16 protein-coding genes are annotated in these 14394 nt (G+C 68.1%); 14 read left to right on the forward strand and 2 right to left on the reverse strand.

Annotated elements, in window-relative coordinates; translation table 11 throughout:
• Nucleotides 1–327: 327 nt before the first annotated feature.
• The 10 genes from LK06_RS23270 to LK06_RS23315 all read left to right on the forward strand — a co-directional run bounded on the left by LK06_RS23270 (nucleotide 328) and on the right by LK06_RS23315 (nucleotide 8734).
• A complete protein-coding gene (locus LK06_RS23270) occupies nucleotides 328–765 on the forward strand; it encodes a Cg1360 family ATP-synthase-associated protein (protein WP_039651513.1) in 438 nt (145 codons plus the stop codon).
• Between the two features lie 225 nt (nucleotides 766–990).
• Nucleotides 991–1809, forward strand: a complete 819-nt coding sequence (gene atpB, locus LK06_RS23275) for a F0F1 ATP synthase subunit A (protein ID WP_039651514.1) — start codon at nucleotides 991–993, stop codon at nucleotides 1807–1809.
• Between the two features lie 80 nt (nucleotides 1810–1889).
• Nucleotides 1890–2129, forward strand: coding sequence for an ATP synthase F0 subunit C (atpE, locus tag LK06_RS23280; protein WP_018571456.1), 240 nt, complete (start codon nucleotides 1890–1892; stop codon nucleotides 2127–2129).
• Between the two features lie 50 nt (nucleotides 2130–2179).
• The gene (locus LK06_RS23285; protein WP_086083756.1) at nucleotides 2180–2728 is read left to right on the forward strand and encodes a F0F1 ATP synthase subunit B; all 549 of its coding nucleotides are present in this window, start codon (nucleotides 2180–2182) and stop codon (nucleotides 2726–2728) included.
• Nucleotides 2725–3540, forward strand: a complete 816-nt coding sequence (locus LK06_RS23290) for a F0F1 ATP synthase subunit delta (protein ID WP_039651516.1) — start codon at nucleotides 2725–2727, stop codon at nucleotides 3538–3540. Before LK06_RS23285 ends, LK06_RS23290 begins: the two co-directional genes overlap by 4 nt.
• Before the next feature lie 139 nt (nucleotides 3541–3679).
• Nucleotides 3680–5272, forward strand: coding sequence for a F0F1 ATP synthase subunit alpha (gene atpA / locus LK06_RS23295; RefSeq protein WP_039651517.1), 1593 nt, complete (start codon nucleotides 3680–3682; stop codon nucleotides 5270–5272).
• A 21-nt stretch (nucleotides 5273–5293) separates the two neighbouring features.
• A complete protein-coding gene (locus tag LK06_RS23300; RefSeq protein WP_039651518.1) occupies nucleotides 5294–6208 on the forward strand; it encodes a F0F1 ATP synthase subunit gamma in 915 nt (304 codons plus the stop codon).
• Entirely contained in the window at nucleotides 6208–7644 is a 1437-nt protein-coding gene (gene atpD / locus LK06_RS23305; RefSeq protein WP_039651519.1) for a F0F1 ATP synthase subunit beta, read from the forward strand. The genes LK06_RS23300 and atpD overlap by 1 nt, the downstream gene beginning before the upstream one ends.
• A 118-nt stretch (nucleotides 7645–7762) precedes the next feature.
• A complete protein-coding gene (locus LK06_RS23310; RefSeq protein ID WP_039651520.1) occupies nucleotides 7763–8137 on the forward strand; it encodes a F0F1 ATP synthase subunit epsilon in 375 nt (124 codons plus the stop codon).
• A 150-nt stretch (nucleotides 8138–8287) separates the two neighbouring features.
• Nucleotides 8288–8734 carry a DUF2550 domain-containing protein gene (locus LK06_RS23315; protein WP_039651521.1) on the forward strand — a complete coding sequence of 149 codons (447 nt, stop codon included), beginning with the start codon at nucleotides 8288–8290 and terminating at the stop codon, nucleotides 8732–8734.
• Between the two features lie 77 nt (nucleotides 8735–8811).
• On the opposite strand, the gene LK06_RS23320 is transcribed toward LK06_RS23315, so the two are convergent.
• Complete coding sequence (locus tag LK06_RS23320; RefSeq protein WP_039651522.1) at nucleotides 8812–10644, reverse strand: glycoside hydrolase family 18 chitinase; 1833 nt, start codon at nucleotides 10642–10644, stop codon at nucleotides 8812–8814.
• Between the two features lie 303 nt (nucleotides 10645–10947).
• On the opposite strand from LK06_RS23320, the gene LK06_RS23325 reads away from it, so the two are divergent.
• From LK06_RS23325 to LK06_RS23340, 4 genes are read left to right on the forward strand one after another with little or no spacing between them, the layout of a single operon-like run.
• The gene (locus LK06_RS23325; RefSeq protein WP_039651523.1) at nucleotides 10948–11643 is read left to right on the forward strand and encodes a response regulator transcription factor; all 696 of its coding nucleotides are present in this window, start codon (nucleotides 10948–10950) and stop codon (nucleotides 11641–11643) included.
• Nucleotides 11640–13103 carry an ATP-binding protein gene (locus LK06_RS23330; RefSeq protein WP_039651524.1) on the forward strand — a complete coding sequence of 488 codons (1464 nt, stop codon included), beginning with the start codon at nucleotides 11640–11642 and terminating at the stop codon, nucleotides 13101–13103. Before LK06_RS23325 ends, LK06_RS23330 begins: the two co-directional genes overlap by 4 nt.
• Before the next feature lie 55 nt (nucleotides 13104–13158).
• Complete coding sequence (locus tag LK06_RS23335; protein WP_039651525.1) at nucleotides 13159–13563, forward strand: hypothetical protein; 405 nt, start codon at nucleotides 13159–13161, stop codon at nucleotides 13561–13563.
• Nucleotides 13563–13796: a hypothetical protein gene (locus tag LK06_RS23340; protein WP_039651526.1), complete on the forward strand. Its 234-nt coding sequence runs from the start codon at nucleotides 13563–13565 to the stop codon at nucleotides 13794–13796. The genes LK06_RS23335 and LK06_RS23340 overlap by 1 nt, the downstream gene beginning before the upstream one ends.
• 17 nt (nucleotides 13797–13813) lie before the next feature.
• On the opposite strand, the gene LK06_RS23345 is transcribed toward LK06_RS23340, so the two are convergent.
• Nucleotides 13814–14386 carry a cob(I)yrinic acid a,c-diamide adenosyltransferase gene (locus tag LK06_RS23345; protein WP_039651527.1) on the reverse strand — a complete coding sequence of 191 codons (573 nt, stop codon included), beginning with the start codon at nucleotides 14384–14386 and terminating at the stop codon, nucleotides 13814–13816.
• Nucleotides 14387–14394: the final 8 nt, after the last annotated feature.

The following is a 14394-nucleotide window of genomic DNA, read 5'->3' on the forward strand; positions in this document are numbered from 1 at the left end:
ACGGGGGACTTGAGGTCGCAGCCCTGACGGCAAGGTAAGAATCTGACTAAAGCGTTGCCAAGTCGTGGGGGTACAAAGGGTCCTAATAGCATGCAAATGCCCCCGGTTGCTGCACAGACGCGCACTCTCACTCTCAGGTGTGAGAGTAAGCACACCTCCTGGGTAAAGGACTCATCAAATAGTTTGTGATACGGTTCACGAGAACCCCGGATAGAGCCGAAGGACCTGAGTGCGACGGTCCAACGGCGTGAGGTCTCGATCACTCAGCCCGGGACTACGCTCGTCCATGACGACACCCTGCCCCCCTGTGAAAGCGGAGTTGCCGCCATGCCGTCCAATGACGTCCGGAACCTACTGCAGACCGCTGTGCCCACAGCGGCCGTCGGCGTGGTCGCCGTCGCGGTCAGCGGTGCGGTCGCCGGTGGCAAGGGGGCGCTCGGAGCGGCCGTGGGCGTATTGCTGGCCATCCTGTACATGGGGATCGGTCTCTATGTGCTGCAGTGGACGGCAAAAACGCTCCCGCAGCTCTTCCAGGCGATGGGCCTCATGCTCTACGTCGCCCAACTCCTGCTCCTCATGATCTTCTTGGCCCTTTTCAAGGGCACTTCGCTCTTCAGCGCGCGGGCGTTCGCGTTCTCCCTGATCGCGGCGACCGTCGTGTGGATGGCCGCACAGGCGCGCGCGCACATGAAGGCCAAGATCTTCTACGTCGAGCCCGAATCCGGTAAGAGTGAGAAGTCCGAGAAGTCGGGTTCCTCGTCGTGAGGGGTAGGGCCGGGATAAAGGCGTGTGAGATCTCCTGCTATCGTCCGGTGCCAACTGCGGCATCGCGGGCGCGGGCATCTGAGCTGACGCCTGGTCGATCGCGAGGCTCTATGCCCCTCAGCCGCCCCTACATCCGTAACACCAGTCCGGTGCCGATCCGCGGCCGTGCGCCGCGCCGACACAACGAGGTTGCCGAACCTATGCGCCACGCTGAAGGAGCCCGCGGTGAGTGCTGAACAGACCACGCTCGCCTTCGACTGGAGTTGCCGTGTCTTCGCCGACAACGGCTGCGGCTTTCCGTCGCCGGGCCTCCACTCCTTCCTCTTTAAGCCGATGTTCACGGTCGGTGGCTACGACTTCGACAAGCCGATGCTGCTCGCCATCGTGACCTCCCTGGTCGTGGTTGGCTTCTTCTGGGCCGCGTTCAGTAAGGCCAAGGTGGTTCCGGGCAAGCTGCAGATGGTCGGTGAGGCGGGCTACGACTTCGTGCGCCGCGGCATCGTCTACGAGACGCTCGGCAAGCGCGAGGGCGAGAAGTACGTCCCGTTCATGGTCTCGCTGTTCTTCTTCATCTGGATCATGAACCTCTGGTCGGTCGTCCCGGTCGCCCAGTTCCCGGTGACGGCGATCATCGCCTACCCCGCAGCCATGGCCGCGTGCGTCTACCTGACCTGGATGATCCTCACCTTCAGGAAGCATGGCTTCGTCGGCGGTCTAAAGAACCTCACCGGCTATGACAAGTCGCTCGGTGCGGTGCTACCGCTCGTGGTGGTCATCGAGTTCTTCTCGAACGTGCTGGTCCGCCCGTTCACGCACGCAGTGCGTCTCTTCGCCAACATGTTCGCCGGTCACCTGCTGCTGGTGATGTTCACCGTCGCCAGCTGGTACCTGATGAATAGCTGGCTGATCGCGGCCGGTGCTGTCTCGTTCACCATGACGTTGGTCATGATCCTGTTCGAGCTCTTCGTCCAGGCCGTCCAGGCGTACGTGTTCGTCCTCCTGGCCTGTTCCTACGTTCAGGGCGCTCTCGCCGAGCACCACTGAGCCCCTCCGTCCGAACCTCCCGTCATCAGACGTCCGGTGGCCAACCCCCACCGGTCCTTGAAAGAGAAGGAAGAATCAGCATGGCTGCCACTGAGACCCTTGCCGCCGTCACCGGCTCCATTGCCTCCGTCGGCTACGGCCTCGCCGCCATCGGTCCCGGCATCGGCATCGGCATCATCTTCGGCAATGGCACCCAGGCCCTCGCCCGTCAGCCCGAGGCCGCGGGTCTGATCCGTGCCAACCAGATCCTGGGCTTCGCCTTCTGTGAGGCGCTCGCCCTGATCGGTATCGTTATGCCGTTCGTTTACACCTACAAGTAAACCGCGGCCGGCATCCTCACCCTTTAGGGAAAGGCACTGATGACATGCAGCTGACACAGCAACTGGTGCAGCTGGCGGCGGAGGAGCAGAACAACCCCCTCGTCCCCCCCGGCCCCGAGTTGGTCATCGGCCTCGTTGCCTTCGCCATCGTCTTCTTCCTCCTGGGAAAGAAGCTTCTTCCGAACATCAACAAGGTTCTGGAAGAGCGTCGCGCGGCGATCGAAGGTGGTATCGAAGAGGCCGACGCCATGAAGGTCGAGGCCCAGAGCGTCCTTGAGCAGTACAAGGCCCAGCTCGCCGAGGCCCGGCACGAGGCCGCGCGCCTGCGCCAGGAGGCGCACGAGCAGGGTGCCGCGCTCATCGCCGAGATGCGGGCCGAGGGCCAGCGGCAGCGCGAGGAGATCGTCGCTGCGGGCCACGCCCAGATCGAGGCCGACCGCAAGGCCGCCGCGTCCACGCTCCGCCAGGACGTCGGCAAGCTCGCCACCGACCTGGCTGGCAAGCTCGTCGGCGAGTCCCTTGAGGACCACGCCCGCCAGAGCCGTGTGATCGACCGCTTCCTCGACGAACTCGAGGAGAAGGCCGAGGCCACGCGATGAACGGAGCGAGCCGCGAGGCCCTGGCAGCCGCACGTGAGCGTCTCGACGCGCTGACGGACTCCACGTCCGTGGACGCCGCGAAGCTTGCCGACGAGCTGGCGGCCGTCACCGCGCTGCTCGACCGCGAGGCCGGCCTGCGCCGGGTCCTCACCGACCCGGCGCAGCCCGGAGAGGCCAAGGCCGAACTGGTCCGGCGCCTGATCGGCGGACAGGTCAGTGGCGAGACCGCCGACCTGGTGGCCGGCACCGCCCGTGCCCGCTGGTCGCAGACCCGCGACCTGGTGGACGCACTGGAGGAGCTGGCGGACGTCGCCGACCTCACAGCCGCGGAGAAGGCGGGCACGCTCGACGAGGTCGAGGACGAGCTGTTCCGGTTCGGCCGGATCGTCGCCTCCAGCACCGAGCTGCGCGCCGCGCTGACCGACCGCACCGCCGGTACGCAGGCCAAGACGGCGCTGCTGCACCGGCTGCTCGGCGGGCGGGCCAAGCCGGCCACCGAGCGCCTGGTGATCCGCCTGGTCACCGCGCCGCGTGGACGTAGCCTGGAAGCGGGACTGGAGTCCCTGTCCAAGCTGGCCGCCGAGCGCCGGGACCGGATGGTCGCCGTCGTGACGTCGGCAGTGCCACTGAGTGACGTACAGCGGCAGCGCCTCGGCGCCGCCCTGGCCAAGCTCTACGGCCGCCGGATGCACCTCAACCTGGACGTGGACCCCGAGGTCCGCGGCGGGATCCGGGTGCAGGTCGGTGACGAGGTCATCAACGGCTCCATCGCGGACCGGCTGGAAGACGCCGCACGCCGCATGGCGGGCTAGCAGCAACTCGATACTTCGAGAACAGCAGTACGTACTTACGGCCCTGGTTGGGCCGTGCAGAGGATTCACCTCCTATTGGGGGGTGTCCCCATCCCCCAAAGTGAAACTTCGGGCCCAACAAGGAGAGCAGGGAACCCAGATGGCGGAGCTCACGATCCGGCCGGAGGAGATCCGGGACGCGCTGGAGGACTTCGTCCAGTCGTACAAGCCGGACGCGGCCTCGCGCGAGGAAGTCGGTACGGTCACCCTTGCCGGCGACGGCATCGCGAAGGTCGAGGGCCTGCCCTCGGCCATGGCCAACGAACTGCTGAAGTTCGAGGACGGCACCCTCGGCCTCGCCCTCAACCTCGAGGAGCGCGAGATCGGTGCCATCGTCCTCGGTGAATTCAGCGGCGTCGAGGAAGGCCAGCCGGTGCAGCGCACCGGTGAGGTCCTCTCCGTGGCGGTCGGCGAGGGCTACCTCGGCCGTGTCGTCGACCCGCTCGGCAACCCGATCGACGGCCTCGGCGAGATCGAGACCGACGGCCGTCGTGCCCTTGAGCTGCAGGCCCCCACGGTCATGCAGCGCAAGTCGGTGCACGAGCCGATGGAGACCGGCTACAAGGCCGTCGACGCGATGACCCCGATCGGCCGCGGCCAGCGTCAGCTGATCATTGGTGACCGGCAGACCGGCAAGACCGCCCTGGCCGTCGACACGATCATCAACCAGCGTGACAACTGGCGCACGGGTGACCCCAAGAAGCAGGTCCGCTGCATCTACGTCGCCATCGGCCAGAAGGGCTCCACCATCGCCGGCGTGCGCCGCGCGCTGGAGGAGAACGGCGCCCTGGAGTACACGACCATCGTCGCCGCCCCGGCGTCCGACCCGGCCGGCTTCAAGTACCTGGCGCCGTACACCGGTTCGGCCATCGGCCAGCACTGGATGTACCAGGGCAAGCACGTCCTGATCATCTTCGACGACCTGTCGAAGCAGGCTGACGCCTACCGCGCCGTGTCGCTGCTGCTGCGCCGCCCGCCGGGCCGCGAGGCCTACCCGGGTGACGTCTTCTACCTGCACTCCCGGCTGCTGGAGCGCTGCGCCAAGCTCTCCGACGACATGGGCGCCGGCTCGATGACCGGTCTGCCGATCGTCGAGACCAAGGCCAACGACGTGTCGGCGTTCATCCCGACCAACGTCATCTCCATCACCGACGGCCAGTGCTTCCTGGAGTCGGACCTGTTCAACGCCGGTCAGCGCCCTGCGCTGAACGTCGGTATCTCCGTCTCCCGAGTCGGTGGTTCCGCGCAGCACAAGGCGATGCGCCAGGTCTCCGGCCGCCTCCGTGTCGACCTCGCCCAGTTCCGTGAGCTGGAGGCCTTCGCCGCCTTCGGTTCCGACCTGGACGCGGCCTCGAAGGCTCAGCTGGAGCGTGGTCAGCGCATGGTCGAGCTGCTGAAGCAGGACCAGTACCAGCCGATGGCCACCGAGGACCAGGTCGTCTCCGTCTGGGCCGGTACCAACGGCCGTATGGACGACGTCCCGGTCGCCGACATCCGTCGCTTCGAGAAGGAGCTCATCGAGTTCCTGCACCGCAAGCACCAGGCTCTGATGACCTCCATCCGCGAGGGCGCCAAGATGTCGGACGACACCATCCAGGCCGTCGACGACGCTGTGTCGGAGTTCAAGAAGCAGTTCGAGACCTCGGACGGCAAGCTGCTCGGCGAGGACGTTCCTGCCGCTGCCGCCAAGTGACGTAAGGAAGGGACCTGACTCATGGGAGCCCAGCTCCGGGTCTACAAGCGTCGCATCCGATCCGTCAGCGCGACCAAGAAGATCACGAAGGCGATGGAGATGATCGCCGCCTCGCGCGTCGTCAAGGCGCAGCGCAAGGTGGCGGCGTCCACGCCGTACGCGACCGAGCTGACTCGCGCGGTCACGGCGGTCGGTTCGGGGTCGAACACCAAGCACCCGCTCACCACGGAGGCGGAGAACCCGACCCGTGCCGCGGTCCTGCTCCTCACGAGCGACCGCGGTCTGGCCGGCGCCTTCAACTCCAACGCCATCAAGGCGGCGGAGCTGCTGACCGAGCGCCTGGAGCGTGAGGGCAAGCAGGTCGACGCGTACATCGTCGGCCGGCGCGGTGTGGCCCACTACCACTTCCGTGAGCGCAAGATCGCTCAGTCGTGGACCGGCTTCACCGACGAGCCGTCGTACGCGGACGCCAAGAAGGTGGCAGCGCCCCTGATCGAGGCCATTGAGAAGGAGACGGCGAACGGCGGAGTGGATGAACTCCACATCGTCTACACCGAGTTCGTCTCGATGATGACGCAGACGGCGCTGGACGCCCGGTTGCTGCCGCTGCGCCTCGAAGAGGTGGCGGAGCAGGCGCCGAAGGGCGAGATCCTTCCGCTGTACGACTTCGAGCCCTCGGCGGAGGACGTCCTGGACGCCCTGCTGCCGCGCTACGTGGAGAGCCGCATCTACAACGCGCTGCTCCAGTCCGCCGCTTCGAAGCACGCCGCCACGCGGCGCGCGATGAAGTCGGCCACCGACAACGCCGGCGAGCTCATCGAGAACCTCACCCGGCTTGCCAACCAGGCCCGCCAGGCCGAAATCACCCAGGAAATCAGCGAGATCGTCGGTGGCGCCAGTGCCCTGGCCGACGCGACCGCGGGGAGTGACCGATAATGACCACCACTGTTGAGACCGCGACGGCTACGGGCCGCGTCGCCCGGGTCATCGGCCCGGTCGTCGACGTGGAGTTCCCCGTCGACGCGATGCCGGACATCTACCAGGCCCTGCACGTCGAGGTGGCCGACCCGGCCAACGCCGGGGCCAAGAAGACGCTGACCCTGGAGGTCGCCCAGCACCTGGGTGACGGCATGGTCCGCGCCATCTCCATGCAGCCGACCGACGGTCTGGTCCGCCAGGCCCCGGTCATCGACACCGGCGCGCCGATCTCCGTGCCGGTCGGCGACTTCACCAAGGGCAAGGTGTTCAACACCCTCGGTGAGGTGCTGAACGTCGACGAGACCTACGACGGCGAGCGCTGGCCGATCCACCGCAAGGCCCCGAACTTCGACGAGCTCGAGTCCAAGACCGAGATGTTCGAGACGGGCGTCAAGGTCATCGACCTGCTCACCCCGTACGTCAAGGGCGGCAAGATCGGTCTGTTCGGTGGCGCCGGCGTCGGCAAGACGGTGCTCATCCAGGAGATGATCTACCGCGTCGCCAACAACCACGACGGTGTCTCCGTGTTCGCCGGTGTCGGTGAGCGCACCCGTGAGGGCAACGACCTCATCGAGGAGATGTCCGACTCGGGCGTCATCGACAAGACCGCGCTGGTCTTCGGTCAGATGGACGAGCCCCCGGGCACCCGTCTGCGCGTCGCGCTGGCCGGCCTGACCATGGCCGAGTACTTCCGTGACGTCCAGAAGCAGGACGTGCTGTTCTTCATCGACAACATCTTCCGCTTCACGCAGGCCGGCTCCGAGGTCTCCACGCTGCTCGGCCGCATGCCGTCCGCGGTGGGCTACCAGCCGAACCTGGCCGATGAGATGGGCCTCCTGCAGGAGCGCATCACCTCGACCCGCGGTCACTCGATCACCTCGATGCAGGCGATCTACGTCCCCGCCGACGACCTGACCGACCCGGCTCCGGCCACCACCTTCGCCCACCTCGACGCGACGACGGTGCTGTCCCGTCCGATCTCCGAGAAGGGCATCTACCCGGCCGTGGACCCGCTGGACTCCACGTCCCGGATCCTGGACCCGCGCTACATCTCGCCGGACCACTACAGCGCGGCCATGCGCGTGAAGACGATCCTGCAGAAGTACAAGGACCTCCAGGACATCATCGCGATCCTCGGTATCGACGAGCTGGGCGAGGAGGACAAGCTGGTTGTCCACCGGGCCCGTCGCGTGGAGCGCTTCCTGTCCCAGAACACCCACGTCGCCAAGCAGTTCACCGGCGTGGACGGCTCGGACGTGCCGCTCGACGAGTCGATCGCCGCGTTCAACGCGATCTGCGACGGTGAGTACGACCACTTCCCCGAGCAGGCGTTCTTCATGTGCGGTGGTCTCGAAGACCTCAAGCAGAACGCGAAGGAGCTGGGCGTCTCCTGACTCGGGCCGCTGCCTGAGCCGTGAGGGGGGTGGGTACGTCCTCCCCCCTCACGCACGCCCCTTAGAATTGACCCCAACACCCGGCACTACCGCCGGGTGGTGACCCGAGGAGCCACCCTTGGCTGCTGAGCTGCATGTCGAGCTGGTCGCCGCCGACCGCCAGGTCTGGTCCGGCGAGGCCACCCTGGTCGTCGCGCGCACCACGTCCGGCGACATCGGCGTCATGCCCGGTCACCAGCCGCTGCTCGGTGTGCTGGAGTCGGGCCCGGTGACCATCCGTACGAGTGATGGCGGAACGGTCGTCGCCGCCGTGCACGGCGGTTTCGTCTCGTTCGCCGACGACAAGCTGTCGCTGCTGGCCGAGATCGCCGAACTGGCTGAAGAGATCGACGTCCAGCGCACGGAGCGGGAGCTGGAGCGCGCGAAGGCGGAGGGCGATGCCGCGGCCGAGCGCCGCGCGGACGTCCGTCTGCGTGCGGCGGCGGCGCGCTGACACAGCGCGCGGTATGACGTCACTCAGCCGCGGCCGGCCCGGAGCAATCCGGTGCCGGCCGCGGCTGAGGTGAATGTGGATGTTTTTTCCGTTTCATTACTCAGTCGTAGAAGCAGTTCCCTTACCAAGGAGACGAGGAGGTCGGTGTCGATGGTCCTCGCTCTGACTGTGTGCGGGATCGTGGTCGCGCTCGTGGTGGTGGGACTGTTCCTGTTCGGGCTGCGCCGTAGGCTGATCCAGCGTTCCGGCGGGACCTTTGACTGCTCGCTGCGCTGGGACGTGGCCGAGAGGCCGGATGCGGGCGGCAAGGGCTGGAGCTACGGCGTCGCCCGCTACAACGGCGACCGCGTCGAGTGGTACCGCGTCTTCTCCTACGCCCTCCGCCCCCGTCGTGTCCTGGAGCGCGACCGGATCGAGGTGGCCGGTCGCCGGCTGCCCGAGGGTGAGGAGGAGCTGGCGCTGCTCTCCGATGCGGTGATCATCACCTGTACGCATCGGGGCGCCCGCCTCGAACTCGCCATGAGCGAGGACGCGCTGACCGGTTTCCTGGCGTGGCTGGAGGCGGCCCCGCCCGGACAGCGGGTGAACGTCGCGTAGGTGTATCCGCTCGTGGGTCGGCCCCTCCGGATTCGATCCGGAGGGGCCGACCTCGTTCGGTGCCTGTGGGCAGTGTGCTACAGGTTGTCGCTGATGGCGCTCACCAGCTCGCCGTTGCTGGTGTCACCGCTGAACTCCCAGAAGAACGCACCGCCGAGGCCCTGCGTCTTGGCCCAGCTCATCTTCTTGGAGATGGTCGACGGGGTGTCGTAGGACCACCAGTCGCTCCCGCAGTGCGCGTAGGCGGTGCCGGCGATGCTGCCGGTGACCGGGCACGTGGTCTTGAGGACCTTGTAGTCCTCGATGCCCTGCTCGTAGGTGCCGGCGGCCGGTCCGGTGGCCGTGCCGCCGGGGGCGTCCTGGGTGACGCCGGTCCAACCGCGGCCGTAGAAACCGATGCCGATGAGCAGCTTGTCCGCGGGGACCCCGATCGACTTGTACGTGGCAATGGCGTCGGCCGTGTCGAACCCGGCCTTCGGAATGCCGTTGTACGAGGTGAGCGGGGAGTGCGGGGCGGTCGGACCCTTGGCGTCCCAGGCGCCGAAGAAGTCGTACGACATCACGTTGTACCAGTTGACGTACTGGGCGGCGCCCGCGTAGTCGGCGGCGTCGATCTTGCCGCCCGCGGAACCGTCGGCCGTGACGGCGGCCGTGACCAGCTTGTCCTGGCCGAACTTGGCGCGTAGCGCGGCCATCAGGTTCTTGAACGCCTCCTTGCCGCTGGTGTCACAGGACAGACCGCAGTCGTTCGGGTACTCCCAGTCGATGTCGATGCCGTCGAAGACATCGGCCCAGCGCGGGTCCTCGACCAGCTTGTAGCAGGAGTCGGCGAATGCGGCCGGGTTCTTGGCCGCCTGGCCGAAGCCGCCGGACCAGGTCCAGCCGCCGAAGGACCACAGGATCTTGATGTGCGGGTACTTGGCCTTCAGCTCGCGCAGCTGGTTGAAGGCGCCGCGCAGTGGCTGGTCCCAGGTGTCCGCGACACCGCTGACGCTGTTGGCGGCGGTGTAGGCCATGTCGGTGTCGGCGTACGAATCACCCATCGCGCACTGGCCGTTGGTGACGTTGCCGAACGCGTAGTTGATGTGGGTGAGCTTCGCGGCCGAGCCCGAGGTGACGATGTTCTTCGGGTAGTACTTGCGGCCGTAGACGCCCCAGTCGGTGAAGTAGCCCATCTTCACCTTGTCGCCGGAGGGCGGGGGAGTGGTACCGCCACCGGTGGTGTGCACCTTCACCGAGCCACTGACCGGGCCGGTCTGGTCAGCGGTGTCGCGGGCCTGCACGGTGTACGAGTAGTCGGTGCCGGAAGTCAGGCCGGTGTCCGTGTAGTTCGTGCCGGTGACCGTCGCGACGGTCGCGCCGTCACGCAGGACGTCGTAGTTCTTGACGCCGTTGTCGTCGGTCGCCGCCGGCCAGGACAGCTTCACTGAGGTGTCAGTGATGTCCGAAGCGGTCGGAGTGCCGGGGGCGGTGGGCGGGGTATCGCCCGGGGTGGTGGGCCCGCCGTCACAACTGCCTCCGTTCACGGTGCAGTTGGCCGGTGATCCGGAGCCCGCGCCGTTGAATCCGAACGAGACGGAGGCGCCCGGGGCGATGGTGCCGTTGTAGGACTTGTTCTTCGCGGTCCAGTGGGTGCCGGAGCTGGTGACGTCCGCGTCCCAGGCGGAAGTAACGGACGTGCCGGAGGGGAAGTCCCACTGGACGGTCCATGAACTGATGCTGCTGGTACCGGTGTTCTTGATGGTCCACTGGCCGCCGAAGCCGGTACCCCAGTCGCTGGTCTTGGTGTAGGTGGCAGTGGCCGACGAGGAAGCGGTCGCGGCCTGGGCGGAGCTCGCTTGACCGACCAGGCCGGCCAGGGGGAGCAACAGGGTCGCGAACCCTGCCGCGGCTCTGTGTCTGAAGCGCATGCTGCGCCTCCCTCTTCTCGGGGTGTCAGGGGCATGACTGAGCCTTCACGCCCACGGTGCTGCGAGAGTAGAAAGGTCTGGACCACAGGTCAATAGGTCTGGACCAGCTGCTGTCTGGGAGGTGACGGGACCCCCAACTCCTCCACTGACAGGGCTGCTTGCCTGGGACCGTGCGGTTCCAGCCCAGGCATCAGGTGGCTGACGTGCGTCTTCTTCGTGCCCTCCGTCGCCCCCGGAGGCTCGGTGGTCTCGGCGTGGGACACAGCTCACGGACGTACCCTGAGCCGGCGATGAGGAGGGTGTATGAAGGACACGGCACGCCCACGGACGGTCCTGGTCGTCGACGACGACGCCGCGATCCGGCGCTCCCTGGAGCGCGGCCTCCGGCTAGGTGGCTTCGCGGTGCGGACCGCCGCTGACGGGACCGAGGCCCTCACCGTGATGGAAACGGCGGCCCCGGACGTCGTGGTGCTCGACGTGTCGATGCCCGGCGTGAACGGCATCCAGGTATGCGCCCGGCTCCGTGCGGAGGGCCGTGACCTGCCGGTACTCATGCTCTCCGCGCTCGACGAGACCGCCGACCGGATAGCCGGACTCCAGGCGGGCGGCGACGACTACCTCGTCAAGCCGTTCGCCCTGCAGGAGTTGGTGCTGCGGCTGCACGCCCTGCTGCGCCGCCGCCCCCCGGCCGACCGGGACGTGCTGCGGGTGGCAGGCCTGGTGATCGACTCAGCGGCCCACACCGTCGAGCGGGACGGCAGCCCGCTGGACCTGACCCCGCGCGAGTTCGCACTGCTGGTGGTACTCGCCCGCAACGCCGGACTGGTCCTCACCCGCGACCAACTTCTGGAGCGGGTCTGGGGCTACGACTTCGACGTGCGCACCGATGCCGTCGACACCTTCGTCAGCTATCTGCGGCGCAAGCTGGAGGCAGACGGGCGGCAGCGGCTGATCCACACAGTGCGCGGTGTCGGCTTCGTCCTGCGGGAGACGCGATGAGGCTGTCCGCCCGGATCGGCCTCGCTGTCGGCTGCACGGTTCCGCTGCTGGTGTTGGCATCCGGCTGGTTGCTGCTGCGCCTGGTCACCCCTGATCTGCACCGCGCTGCCGACCAGCACTTGCGGCAGCAGGCCGTGGCCCTCGCCCCGGATGCCCGGTCCCTCTTGCGGGCCTCGGCGAACGGCCGCACCGAGGCCGCCGACAGCAGGGAGCGCAAGTTGCTCAGTGCGGCCCTGGACGTCGGCGTGCGCGTCGTCGGACCGGACACCAGCTTCAGTGCCGGGCCTCAGCCCGCGGCATCGGTCAGACTGCCCGAGCGAAGCGCAGTTCCGGTCACCGTCCGTGACGGTGCCCGTAGCTGGCGGGTGCTGGCCCGACCCGTCCGGGGCGCGACCGCCACCGGCACCTTGTGGGTGTTCTCGTCCGACTCCGCCGACCGCACCAGGCTCGGTCTCGTCCGGCGCCGGGTGATTTTCGCCGCGCTGCTCGCCGCACCCGTGTCCGGACTGATCGCCTGGGGCCTGGCCTCCGGGGTGAGTGTGCCGCTTCGCCGTCTGACCCGCCGTGCCGCAGGTCTCGATCCGCGTACCAGCAGCACCCGGCTCGGCCAGGAGCGAACCGGGGTCACGGAGGTCGACGAACTGGCGGCCACCCTGCGGACCGTCCTCGCCCGCTACGACGAACAAGTCGCCCGCACGACCGAGGCCTTGGACACCGCCCGTTCGTTCTCCTCCGCGGCGGCACACGAGTTGCGCACCCCGCTGATGAGCATGGGTACCAACCTCGACATCCTCGCCGACCATCCTGACCTGCCAGGACCCGAGCGCCATGAGGTCCTCACCGACCTGCAGCGCGAACACGGCCGACTGCTTGGCCTGCTGGTGATGCTGCGCGAGCTGGGCCGCGGGGACCTGGTGGAGGCGGAGGCATTCCGGGCGGTCGACGTGTCCGACGTCGCCGACGCGGCAGTCGCCGAGGCCCGCCGCCGGGCCCCGGACGCCGACATCGTGCTGGACGTGGCACCGGGGGCCGTCGTGCACGGCTGGGAGCCTGGCCTGCGGCTACTGCTGGACAATCTGCTCGGCAATGCCCTGATCCACGGTCGCGACGCGCAGGGCCGGGTACGTGTGCGGGTGGGCGTCCGCCGTGCTCCGGACCGGGTCGGGATCACGGTGGACGATTGCGGGACCGGCGTGCCGCCCGACGCCCGGGCCCGGATCTTCGAACGGTTCGAACGGGGCCCCAGGAGCGCCGGTTCGGGGCTCGGGCTCACCCTCGTCGCCCAGCAGGCAGCGCTGCACCGGGGGAGCGTCACCGTGACGGACGGGCCGGACGGCCGCGGGGCGCGCTTCGAGGTGCGGCTGCCGTCGGGGGGCGGCAGGTTGCCCGGCCGGCGGGACTGGCTGATCGGGACGGCCGGGGCGGACCGGTCACAGAGTTTCCCCAAAGACCGTCCCTAACCTCCGCCACGACGGACGGACCACAGGGCCGTCCCGGAAGTGAACGGAGAGGCAGATGCAGGTACGACGCGGGACACGCACGCTGCTCGCGGGGCTCGCCGCAGCGGCCGTCCTGGCGGGCACGGCGGGGGCGGCCGCCGCGGCCGACGGCACATCCGCCGCCAAGCCGGCCGGCGACGGGGCCAAGGCACTGTGCAAGCGGGTGCCGAGGATCGACCGGCGGATCGAACGGGCACTGCAGAGGATCGACGCCGGAGCGGACGGGCGCGGTTCGCTGGCGCGGCTGGAGAAGCGCATCGACAACGCGAAGAAGGCCGGGCACACGGAGATCGCCACATTCCTCCAGGACCGGCTGGCGTTCCGCACGTCGCTTCGGACGAACCTGGTGCAGCGCCAGAAGGACCTGGCGGACGTCAAGACGTGGTGCCAGGACAACAACGTTCAAAAGGCGGCGGGCTGATGCACGCCCTGGGGCGGGTGTCGGTGCTCGCAGCCGTGCTCATGGCCGTCACCACCGGCTGCGGATGGCACCACGACGCGTCGTCGGACGCCACGCCCGGCCCCGCCTCCTCCTCTGCGGCTCCTTCGGGCACGCCTTCGGGATACGCGCAGATGGAGAAGAAGGTGGACGCCGCCGAGTCCGCCGCGGCTGCGGCGGATCGCGACGCCGCGGCCGACGACACGGACCGGTGAGGCGGGCGGGGAACCGGTCAGCGTTCCCCGCCCGGCACCCACAGCACGTCTCCGGTCTCCTTGTTCGCAATCCTGGCCAGGATGAACAAGAGGTCGGAGAGGCGGTTGAGGTAGGTGGCGGTGAGCGGGTTCATCGTCTCGCCGTGGACCTCAAGGGCTGTCCAGGTGGAGCGCTCGGCCCGGCGCACAACCGTGCAGGCCTGGTGGAGGAGGGCCGCTCCCGCGGTACCGCCGGGCAGGATGAAGGAGCGCAGCTTCTCCAGTTGTTCGTTGAAGCGGTCGCAGTCCGCCTCCAGCCTGTCGACGTAGAACTGCTCCACGCGCAGCGGCGGGAACTCCGGGTCCTCCACCACGGGTGTGGACAGGTCCGCACCCACGTCGAACAGGTCGTTCTGCACCCGGGTGAGTACCTTGACGACCGCTTCGTCCAGGCCACCCAGCGCGATGGCGGTGCCAATCACCGCGTTGGCCTCGTTGGCGTCCGCGTAGGCGGAGATCCTGAGGTCGGTCTTGGGCACCCGGCTCATGTCGCCGAGGCTGGTGGTGCCCTGGTCGCCGGTCCTGGTGTAGATGCGCGTCAGATTGACCATGCGGCCAG

This window comes from Streptomyces pluripotens (assembly GCF_000802245.2).
GTDB lineage: Bacteria > Actinomycetota > Actinomycetes > Streptomycetales > Streptomycetaceae > Streptomyces > Streptomyces pluripotens.

Excerpts from the sequence above, each read along its gene's own strand:
- LK06_RS23290 (WP_039651516.1), top strand. The coding sequence starts at position 2,725 with ATGAACGGAGCGAGCCGCGAGGCCCTGGCAGCCGCACGTGAGCGTCTC.
- LK06_RS23320 (WP_039651522.1), bottom strand. The coding sequence starts at position 10,644 with ATGCGCTTCAGACACAGAGCCGCGGCAGGGTTCGCGACCCTGTTGCTC.
- atpE (WP_018571456.1), top strand. The coding sequence starts at position 1,890 with ATGGCTGCCACTGAGACCCTTGCCGCCGTCACCGGCTCCATTGCCTCC.
- LK06_RS23325 (WP_039651523.1), top strand. The coding sequence starts at position 10,948 with ATGAAGGACACGGCACGCCCACGGACGGTCCTGGTCGTCGACGACGAC.
- atpA (WP_039651517.1), top strand. The coding sequence starts at position 3,680 with ATGGCGGAGCTCACGATCCGGCCGGAGGAGATCCGGGACGCGCTGGAG.
- LK06_RS23270 (WP_039651513.1), top strand. The coding sequence starts at position 328 with ATGCCGTCCAATGACGTCCGGAACCTACTGCAGACCGCTGTGCCCACA.
- LK06_RS23315 (WP_039651521.1), top strand. The coding sequence starts at position 8,288 with ATGGTCCTCGCTCTGACTGTGTGCGGGATCGTGGTCGCGCTCGTGGTG.
- LK06_RS23300 (WP_039651518.1), top strand. The coding sequence starts at position 5,294 with ATGGGAGCCCAGCTCCGGGTCTACAAGCGTCGCATCCGATCCGTCAGC.
- LK06_RS23330 (WP_039651524.1), top strand. The coding sequence starts at position 11,640 with ATGAGGCTGTCCGCCCGGATCGGCCTCGCTGTCGGCTGCACGGTTCCG.
- LK06_RS23335 (WP_039651525.1), top strand. The coding sequence starts at position 13,159 with ATGCAGGTACGACGCGGGACACGCACGCTGCTCGCGGGGCTCGCCGCA.
- LK06_RS23345 (WP_039651527.1), bottom strand. The coding sequence starts at position 14,386 with ATGGTCAATCTGACGCGCATCTACACCAGGACCGGCGACCAGGGCACC.
- atpD (WP_039651519.1), top strand. The coding sequence starts at position 6,208 with ATGACCACCACTGTTGAGACCGCGACGGCTACGGGCCGCGTCGCCCGG.
- LK06_RS23340 (WP_039651526.1), top strand. The coding sequence starts at position 13,563 with ATGCACGCCCTGGGGCGGGTGTCGGTGCTCGCAGCCGTGCTCATGGCC.